Below are 9110 nucleotides of genomic sequence, written 5' to 3'. Positions count from 1 at the left end.
TGCCGCCTTGATGCGGGCGCACCAGCCGCTGTTTCGCGGCGAGACGCCGATCCGGTAAGCCTCAGGCAGATCGGCCGCCAGTGGATCAAGAATCAGATATTTTGGTGGGCCGGACGATGGTACCGCCGCCGTTGAGGACGCCGGAGTGCGGCGCGCTGCTCGTCGAGATCCTTGCCTTGGGCGAAGAGAGCGGTATAAACCGACCAGCACGGGGCGGCCTATCCGGTCACTCGTCCTCCTGCCGGCTCATAGCCGTATGCTTCGCCCTTACGCACCACGCGACCGATACCCGGCCAGCCAAGGTGCGCGCCGGCGATCCACGTCCCCGCCTCGGCCGCGTCACTGAAAACCTTTAGGCGGGTTGCGCGCGCGGTCAGCTGATCGTCGTCATAGCCCCAACTGAACGCGGGATTGCCGAACTGCAAGGCCGGCACATGAACGATGTCCCCGAAGAATAGGAAACGATCCTCGTCCGTGTCGAACGTGTAGCCGGTATGACCGGCAGCATGACCGGGCAAGGCGCCCGCCCTCAATCGCTCACCCACCTGGTCGCCATTCTGGACAGGCTTCAGCAGGGGCCGGAACTGCGCAAGGTGCGCGTAAGCGAAAAAGCTCTGCACAGCCGCCTCGGGAATTACGATCGCCTTCAAGTTTGGAAAGAGCACTCGGCCGTCGGGGGTCAAAAGTCCGTGCACATGATCCTGATGGGCGTGGGTGAGCGCCAAGACCGTGATCGAAGCCGGGTCGATCTTGGCTTCCGCCATGGCCTGCTCAAGACGCCCCACTGTCGGGGCCCAGCCCCCTCCTCCGCTGTCGATTAGAACGCCGTCAACGCCTGGACCTACCAGCGCGAAGCAATTGACAGACAGGCGAAGCGCCCCTGCCAACGCAGCTTGCGGCACCGGATTATCCTGCGGGTCCCGCAAAAGGTCCGCCGGCATCTCGACGTAACCGTCCGAGAGCGACCAGACGCGCCACCTTCCCGACGTGCTGCCGAGCACGTTATCGGTTTGCGATGTCACGATCATATGGCCACCTGCCGCGAACGAAAATGAAGGATAGGTTCGATTGTCACTATTGGCTCCCTGCATAATCTGCGCAAAGACGTGGGGAAATCGATGAAGATCGATGCGGAAAGCACGGATTGGAAGATGATCGTTGACGGATCTGCTAGCTTCGCGGCGATCTCAGCTCTTTTTTTTCATGCCCATGTAGATTCCTCCCTTCGTAAGCTCGTCAATCATCTGATTTATGCGCTTTCGGCGTGTTTCCGGGTGACGGGCGCGCTCGATCCAATGCAAGTAATCATTGCGCTGATAGGGAGGCCGTTGCTCGAAAGCAGTCATCAGATTTGCGGCCTCGAGCTCTGCACGCAAACTGTCGGGCATCTTAGCCAACGGACGTTTCAGCAACTTACGTCTCCGCCATTCGAATCCTGATGCCGGAATAGATCACAAGTCAGCCGTCGCGCCTGCGAGACCGCAGCCGGCCTGGCGACAGCCCTTTCAATCGGGTCACGACGCGATTCATATGGGCCTGGTGAGTGAAACCCGCGTGCTGAGCAATCTCGGCCAGCGGCAGATCGCTATTTTCCAAAAGCTCGACCGCGCGATCAACGCGGCGGCGTAAAATGAATTGATGTACCGGCAATTGCGTCGCCTCGCGAAAGGCGGCGGTGAAGGCGCGTCGTGGTATTCCCGCGATTCCGGCAAGATGGTCGATCGACACCCCCTTTTCCAGATCGCCGTCAATCGCAGCGAGGACCCGGTCGAACCGCTGCGAGGTTAGGACCGGAGACTTCTGCTGTCGCTGGCGTGCATGCCCGAGACGGAGCAGGTTCGCGAAAACCAGGCCCAGCGCCCATTCGCGGACGATCGGGTTGGCTGGCGGGTCGCCTTCGAGGCGTCGGCACAACTCGGCCACCAGCGAATCGCGTATCGGTCGATCGGTCAGGATGACCAGGTCCTCGGGGGTCCCGCCTGCCGATACCAGGAGCCTTGACGCCAGCGCGGAGTCAACGGTGATCATCGTCAGCTCGCGCGGCTCCTCGATCTTGAACCGCGTGGCACGCTCGGGAAGACTGAGCAGCAGATCGCCGGGGCGGGTGAAGACGCGCCGCAGCCCGCGGCCAAGATCGATCTCTGCATAGGATGAACCGCTGCGAATCACTCGCAGCTGAACGACTCCGGCCGGCGCGTGGCGATAGTCGCCGGCAGGAAAGAACAACCTCTTTGCACTTGCCGCGGTCACCATCGTTGTACCGGGCGTCCGGACGCAAGTTCCTCCAGGACTTCGATGATCGATCGCCGCATCCTCGATCCTTGATGCCTACACTTTTGCCCGTTTGACTGGTCCACCAGGCGCATCATTTGCCAGGGCAGTCAGTTCACCAATCCGGGGCACAAAGATGTTGTGCAGTGTCTGGGTCATAATGGTCATTTCACGCTGAACTTGCAGTTCCTGTGCGGCGGGAAACAATGTGTCCTGCAAGAAGAGCTCCAGGCCTGCCTTGTCGTCCCATATCTCGATGATGCGATAACCATCGTCTGTGGCATGCGCGATGTGCTGGTAGATGCCGCCAGCGGGCCGTTTCTCCACGCCGATCCGATCGAGGATGCGGCTATAATCTTCGGCCGTCAGGCCGGCAATATCAAGTGTCGTCACTACGGCCATGGTTCATCCTCGCTGCTGATAGTGGTTGTTTGAGGTGGAGTTCTTGGACGGACCCCGGATCCTATTGGGCCGATGTCGTTTGGCATCGCCCGCCCTGACGGCGAGTTTGTCTCCCGAACTTCACCGACAGGAGCGGTCTTTGGTCCTCAGCCACCGAGCGCCTCGATGACAAGACGGGCGGTCGCCGCTCCGGAGAAGTTCTGCTGGCCGGTGATCAGATTGCCATCGCGCACGGCAAAATCGCGCCACAGCCCGGCCTGAATATAGTTCGCGCCGAGCGCACGCATCTCATCCTCGATCCGCCATGGCATCAGATGCGTACCGTGCGGCAGCGCGCCCATCTCCCAGACGGCATTGTCGGCGAAGTCCTCCTCGACATTGGCGAACCCCGTAACAGTGCGCCCTTTGGCCAGCAGCTCGCCGGTTGAGAGGCGCGCGTAACGCAGCAGCGCGACGCCATGACACAAGGCAGCCGCGACCTTGCCGGCCGCGAAAAAGGCGACGAACAGCCGCTGCAACTCAGTCGCACCTTGGAAGGTGAACATCGGCGCTTGGCCGCCAGCGACGACGATCGCGTCGAACGCGTCGACCGACAGCTCTGCGATGGGCCGGGTCGTCTCCACCAGCACCGCCAGTTTCGGCGTCGACAGGAAACCGAGCGAGATCAGATCCGTATCCGAATAGCCGGACGGATCGCGCGGGTCGCTCAATGCATCCGCCTCGCATTTGTTGCCCTCAGGCGAGAAGATCGCGACTTCGTATCCGCGCTCGGTGAAGGCGAGCCAGGGATGGGTCAACTCGCTCCACCAAAACCCGACCGGCCAGCCTGTGGTGGTTGACACAGCCGGGTTTGAAAGGACCATCGCGACGCGTTTAGGATGCCGCGGGTCGAGTGGGTTGGAATCGCGCACGCTCATCGCGCCATCTCGACTGGTTCGCCAAGATTCGCCCAAATCGTCTTGTATTGGGTGTAGCTTTCCCACGCCTCGCGGCCCTGCTCGCGGCCATAGCCGCTCATCTTGAAACCTCCGAACGGCGCATTAGGATGGTACTTGTGCCAGCAGTTCAGCCAGATCGTGCCTGCCTTGATCCGGTCGGCGAGCCGCAAGGCGCGGCCGAGATCGCTGGTCTGGATGCCCGAGGCGAGCCCGTAGCTCGTATCGTTGGCGATCCGGATCGCGTCCTCCTCGCTGTCGAATGGAATCACCGGCAGGACAGGACCGAAAATCTCTTCGCGCGATATCCTTAGGTCGTTGGTCGCATCGGCGAAGATGGTCGGCTCGATGAAGAGGCCCTTGCCGTTGACCTGGCGGGTGCCGCCGCCCGCGGCCAGTCGCGCGGTGCGCTTGCCCTCTTCGACATAGCTCAAGACCTTGTCATACTCGCCCCGCGATGCGATCGGCCCGATCATCGTCGCAGGGTCCAGCGGATCGCCGAGTGTCGCCGACTTCGCCATGGCGCTCAGCTTCTCGACGGCCTCGTCATAGCAGGCGCGTTCAACCAGCAGGCGCGATCCGGCGACGCAGACTTCGCCCTTGTTCCAGAAGATGCCCCAGAAGGCTGCCTGTATCGCGACATCGATATCAGCATCGGCGAAAACGATATTGGGACTCTTGCCGCCGAGCTCCATGGTCAGGTGTTTCATCGTCCCGGCACCGTTGCGCATGATGCCCTGGCCGACGGTGGTCGACCCGGTAAAGGCGATCTTGTCGACGCGGGCATCGTTGACCAGCGCGTCGTCGATGGTGGCGCCCGGGCCGGTGACGAGATTGTAGACGCCTGGCGGCACGCCCGCGTCGAGGATCACTTGCGCCAAGGCGAGGGCCGTCAGGGGCGTGTCGGTCGCAGGCTTGTGAACGACCGTGTTACCCGCCGCGAGTGCCGGCGCGATTTTCGAACAGGACAGCGCGAGGGGAAAATTGAACGGGGTGATCGCAGCGACCACGCCGAGCGGCTCGCGCCGCGTCAGGATCCTGATATTTGGTTCGTAGCTGGTACGATAGGCGCCGTCCATCGCGCTCATGGCGAGCCCGCCATGAAAGCGGAACAGTCCTGAGCAGTGCGGCATGATGATATCGCGGAAATCGCGATAGGGCATACCCATATCCATCGCCTCGCGCACCGCGAAATCCTCGGCCCGCTCGTCCATTAGATCGGCGATGCGAAACAGGATCTTGGTGCGCTCCTCATGATGCATCCGCGCCCAGGGTCCTTGCTCGAAAGCCCGTTGCGCGGCCGCGACGGCATCGCTCGTGTCGGTGACGTCCGCCTTCGCAATATCGGTGATCGCCGCCTCCGTGGTCGGATCAAAAGTCGTCGAAGTCTCGCCGCTGACGGCATCGCGCCATTGGCCATCGATCAGCAGACGTCCTACTGGAATCGCCTTGCGCCGCGCGGGTAGATAATCAGTCATGAACCGGTTCCGTCCTGTCGAATGAGATTGAAGGAAATTGTCGGCCCCATCCCGCGCCGATAGGCGAGCTGGACTAATAGCAGCATCATCGGCTCGATCAGGCGCGAGGCCGTGAGATCGCCGACATCGACCGGCATTGTCGGCAGATCGGCGAGAAGCCGGCAAACCGCCGCCTTGGCATCTGCGTCATTGCCGGCGACATAGCTCGTCACCGGATCGCCGTTGAGACGCGGATCATCCCTGTCAAGCAATTCGGCAAAGGTCGGAATGCACTTGACGACAAGGGCGCCCCGCGCGCCTCTGAACCTCCTCGCCTACAGACGTAGTAGTGCCTAGCAGCATCGTGGAAAGGTCAGGCGCGATTGCATTGGTATTGTCCCAGACGATCTTGCCCGACAAATCGCCAAGCGCGTCCATCGCCAGCTCGAGAGCCGGCCATGGCGTCGCCAGGGCAATTACGTCGGCCCATCTCGCTACTTCGTCAGGGGCACCGAAGCCAACACGGAGGGTTGCCGCGATTGCGCGCAACTTGCCTTCGTCACGACTGAAGCTGAGGCGAATTTCGTACCCGGCGAGGCCAAGACATTTCGCCAAGGCCTTCCCGAGCGAGCCTGGTCCGATGATCGCAACTTTCACAACTGCCTCCCGACACGCGATCGGGCTTGCCTAGCATCATTGCAGTCGCGCTTATTTCACGAATTGCCCTTGCACGATCGGGCGCACTCGTCACATGGGTCGGCGCCAATTGGCATCCGGATCCGCCGCGCGCTCACGCCCTTCCCGAACGTGTCCCTATTGGGCATGTATGTGTCGGCGACCATAGAGCAGGGTGCGATCAGCGGAGGTCCCCAGGGCACAAGCCTGCTCATATTGGTTGACGCTAGATTTTCCTTGCCTAATCCGTCGGCGTTGCGATGACTTTTGTGGCATCAGCATAACGCGATTGCCTGCAAATCCGGGGAAAGGCCGCCTCAGGACGGCTTTCCGGACTGGCACGCCCCTTGCTTCGTTATTCACGTGCAGAGCGTCTAGGGTTCCGGCCGTGTCGATCACGGTGCTGGTCCAAGAGACGCGACCGCTTGAGATGCATTGAGGCATCTGGCGGAACACGGCGGGCCAAAATCCCGGGAGAACCCTGCACGGGTTTGCTGGCGCGAACCTCTCCCGGATGCGCGCTCCGTGAACCCCCCAACAGACGTTCGGACGCAATCCGGATCGCAAACAGGGGTATGTAATGCTTCGCAAACTGGCCACAATCATCCTAGCCGCATCACTCAGCCTCCCCTTCATCTCAGCCGCGCAAGCGGCGCCCAAGAAAGACTTCAAGATTTGCTGGTCGATCTACGTCGGCTGGATGCCGTGGGGCTATCTTTCCGATAGCGGCATCATGAAGAAGTGGGCCGATAAATACGGCATCAATGTCGAGATCACCCGCATCAATGACTATGTCGAAAGCATCAATCAGTACACGGCCGGCGGCTTTGACGGCTGTTCGATGACCAACATGGATGCGCTTTCGATCCCGGCCGGCGGCGGTGTCGACACGACGGCCTTGATCGTCGGCGATTTCTCCAACGGCAACGACGCGGTCATCCTCAAGAACAAGACCACGCTCAAGGATATTGCCGGCCAGAAGGTCAATCTCGTCGAGCTTTCCGTCTCACATTACCTACTTGCGCGCGCACTGGAGACGGTGGGGTTGGCCGAAAAGGACATTACGGTGGTGAACACCTCCGATGCCGACATGGTCGCTGCCTACGGCACCAGCGACGTCACCTCCGTCGTCACCTGGAATCCGCTAGTCTCGGCAATCGCTGCCATGCCGGGCGCCCACAAGGTATTCGATTCGACTGAGATCCCCGGCGAGATCATCGACATGATGGTCGTCAACACCGCGACGCTGAAGGACAATCCGGCCTTGGGCAAGGCGCTTGTCGGTGCATGGTATGAAGCCATGGCGCTGATGACGTCGGGCACGCCCGAAGGCAAGGCGGCCAAGCAAGAGATGGCCAAGGCGTCGGGGACGGATCTTGCCGGTTTCGACGCTCAGCTTGCATCAACGGCGATGTTCTTCGAGCCGGCCAAGGCGGTCGCATTCACCAACGGCGCCGAACTGCCGAAGACCATGGATCTGGTGCGCAACTTCCTGTTCAGCCACGGCATTCTTGGTACCAACGCGCCGAGCGTCGACGTGATCGGCATGAGCTTTCCCGATGGCTCGACGCTGGGCGATGTCAACAACGTCAAGCTGCGCTTCGATCCGGCCTTTATGGCAGAGGCGGCGGGCGGAACGCTCTGACGCGGGAGCGCGACATGCTAGCCAGAGGAACCGGCATCATGCAGGCCGCGGCAGGCCCCGAAGTCGCGCGCCTGCAACGTAGCAGGCCGAAAGCGCGGCTTCGCCTCATCAACGTGACGGTCTCGCGCGGCGGAGCGTTGCTGCTTGGGACGCTGCCGTTTGCCGCCGTGGCAATCGCCTATCTCTTCGCTTCGTCGCAAAGGCTGGCGGTCAATCCCAGCGACAAGCTGCTGCCCTCCCCTGCACAGATGTGGTCGGCATTTTCAGACCTAGCGACAGTGCCGGACAAGCGCTCCGGCGACCTGATCCTGTGGGCCGACACCTATGCCAGCCTGATCAGGCTGTTCGCCGGAGTCGGCATGGCCACGCTGGTGGCGCTCAGCCTCGGCGTCGCCATAGGTTTCATCCCGCGCGTCAGGGCCTTTCTGCTGCCCTTGGTCACAGTTGTCTGCGTCATCCCGCCACTGGCGCTGCTGCCGATCCTGTTCATTGCGCTCGGCCTCGGCGAAACGGCCAAGATCACCTTGATCGCTCTCGGCGTCGCACCGGTCATGGTGCGCGACATCGCCAACCGGGTGATGGAATTGCCGCCGGAGCTCGTCGCCAAGGCACAGACGCTCGGCGGCAACAGCTGGACCATGGTGCTCAGGCTGGTGCTGCCACAGGTCATGCCGCGCCTCATCACTTGCGTACGGCTGGCGCTTGGGCCGGCCTGGCTGTTCCTGATCGCGGCAGAAGCCATCGCCTCCACCGAGGGGCTCGGCTACCGCATCTTCCTCGTTCGTCGCTACCTGTCGATGGACGTCATCCTGCCTTACGTCGCCTGGATCACGCTGCTTGCGGTGATGACCGACTGGCTACTCGTGCGGCTCTCTCACATCATCTCGCCCTGGGCGCATCCGGTGCGGACCAGATGAGCCGGATCCTCGTCCATGGGCTGGAGAAGAGCTACGGCGACGCCCGCGTACTGGAACGGGTCAATGTCTTCGCCGAAGCGGGTGAATTCCTGTCGCTGGTTGGCGCCAGCGGTTGTGGAAAATCGACGTTCCTGCGCATCCTGCTTGGCCAGGAACAGCAAAGTGGCGGCCTGGTCGTCGTCGGCGACCAGCCGATCGTGCCGGAGCCGACGCCGCAGCGCGGCATCGTCTTCCAGCGCTATTCCGTGTTTCCGCATCTCACCGCGCTGCAGAACTTGCTGCTGGTCGAGGACTTCCGTTCGGGCGGACCGTTCGGCCGCGTCTTCGGCGCCAGGCGCAAAAGCGCCAGGCAAGAAGCCGAAACCATGCTGGAACGGGTCGGGCTTGGCCATGCGCGCGACCTCTATCCGGCCATGCTTTCTGGCGGCATGCAGCAGCGGCTGGCGATCGCGCAGACCTTGCTCGGCCGGCCGCAGATCCTGCTTCTCGACGAGCCCTTCGGCGCACTCGATCCCGGTATTCGCATCGAGATGCATGAGCTGCTCACCGAGCTCTGGACCGAGCACGGCATGACCGTGGTCATGGTCACCCACGATATCGGCGAGGCATTCAAGCTCGGCACCCGCGTGCTGGTCTTCGACAAGGTGCGCCATGACCCCCAGTTCCCGTCCGCCTATGGCGCGACGATCACCTACGATCTGAAGCTCGACCGCAAGCACCGGGCTTCCGCACGAGACGTGGCCGAAGTGGCCGCGATGGTCGGGACGACCCGACTGGATAGCGCAATCGCGACGACGGCGTCGTGAAG

General features: G+C 62.0%; 11 protein-coding genes and 1 riboswitch. Of the genes, 3 read left to right on the top strand and 8 right to left on the bottom strand.

Annotation, left to right across the window (positions count from 1 at the left end):
- Positions 1-218: 218 nt before the first annotated feature.
- The 8 genes from NKH90_RS29425 to NKH90_RS29390 all read right to left on the bottom strand — a co-directional run bounded on the left by NKH90_RS29425 (position 219) and on the right by NKH90_RS29390 (position 5722).
- Positions 219-1028 (bottom strand): MBL fold metallo-hydrolase, encoded by an 810-nt coding sequence (locus NKH90_RS29425; RefSeq protein ID WP_352822573.1) that lies wholly within the window; start codon positions 1026-1028, stop codon positions 219-221.
- A gap of 159 nt (positions 1029-1187) precedes the next feature.
- Complete coding sequence (locus tag NKH90_RS29420; RefSeq protein WP_352616453.1) at positions 1188-1346, bottom strand: YdeI/OmpD-associated family protein; 159 nt, start codon at positions 1344-1346, stop codon at positions 1188-1190.
- Between the two features lie 112 nt (positions 1347-1458).
- Positions 1459-2253, bottom strand: coding sequence for a helix-turn-helix domain-containing protein (locus NKH90_RS29415; protein ID WP_352501396.1), 795 nt, complete (start codon positions 2251-2253; stop codon positions 1459-1461).
- A gap of 75 nt (positions 2254-2328) precedes the next feature.
- Complete coding sequence (locus tag NKH90_RS29410) at positions 2329-2673, bottom strand: hypothetical protein (protein ID WP_023679472.1); 345 nt, start codon at positions 2671-2673, stop codon at positions 2329-2331.
- A 146-nt stretch (positions 2674-2819) separates the two neighbouring features.
- Positions 2820-3590: a type 1 glutamine amidotransferase domain-containing protein gene (locus NKH90_RS29405; protein WP_352822570.1), complete on the bottom strand. Its 771-nt coding sequence runs from the start codon at positions 3588-3590 to the stop codon at positions 2820-2822.
- Positions 3587-5086 carry an aldehyde dehydrogenase family protein gene (locus NKH90_RS29400; protein WP_352822568.1) on the bottom strand — a complete coding sequence of 500 codons (1500 nt, stop codon included), beginning with the start codon at positions 5084-5086 and terminating at the stop codon, positions 3587-3589. The genes NKH90_RS29405 and NKH90_RS29400 overlap by 4 nt, the downstream gene beginning before the upstream one ends.
- Entirely contained in the window at positions 5083-5337 is a 255-nt protein-coding gene (locus NKH90_RS29395; protein WP_352685789.1) for an NAD(P)-binding domain-containing protein, read from the bottom strand. The genes NKH90_RS29400 and NKH90_RS29395 overlap by 4 nt, the downstream gene beginning before the upstream one ends.
- Positions 5330-5722, bottom strand: a complete 393-nt coding sequence (locus NKH90_RS29390; protein WP_352685791.1) for an NAD(P)-binding domain-containing protein — start codon at positions 5720-5722, stop codon at positions 5330-5332. The genes NKH90_RS29395 and NKH90_RS29390 overlap by 8 nt, the downstream gene beginning before the upstream one ends.
- Before the next feature lie 381 nt (positions 5723-6103).
- Positions 6104-6219, top strand: a riboswitch (guanidine-I (ykkC/yxkD leader).
- Between the two features lie 101 nt (positions 6220-6320).
- Between NKH90_RS29390 and NKH90_RS29385 the strand changes: the two genes are divergently transcribed.
- The 3 genes from NKH90_RS29385 to NKH90_RS29375 are packed head-to-tail and all read left to right on the top strand — an operon-like array spanning position 6321 to position 9108.
- Positions 6321-7385, top strand: coding sequence for a putative urea ABC transporter substrate-binding protein (locus NKH90_RS29385; RefSeq protein WP_352822565.1), 1065 nt, complete (start codon positions 6321-6323; stop codon positions 7383-7385).
- 38 nt (positions 7386-7423) lie between these two features.
- Complete coding sequence (locus NKH90_RS29380; RefSeq protein ID WP_352822581.1) at positions 7424-8302, top strand: ABC transporter permease; 879 nt, start codon at positions 7424-7426, stop codon at positions 8300-8302.
- Complete coding sequence (locus tag NKH90_RS29375; RefSeq protein WP_352685794.1) at positions 8299-9108, top strand: ATP-binding cassette domain-containing protein; 810 nt, start codon at positions 8299-8301, stop codon at positions 9106-9108. The genes NKH90_RS29380 and NKH90_RS29375 overlap by 4 nt, the downstream gene beginning before the upstream one ends.
- Positions 9109-9110: the final 2 nt, after the last annotated feature.

It is taken from the genome of Mesorhizobium sp. M0898 (assembly GCF_040319695.1).
Lineage (GTDB): Bacteria > Pseudomonadota > Alphaproteobacteria > Rhizobiales > Rhizobiaceae > Mesorhizobium.
This window is presented reverse-complemented; position numbering and strand designations above follow the sequence as displayed.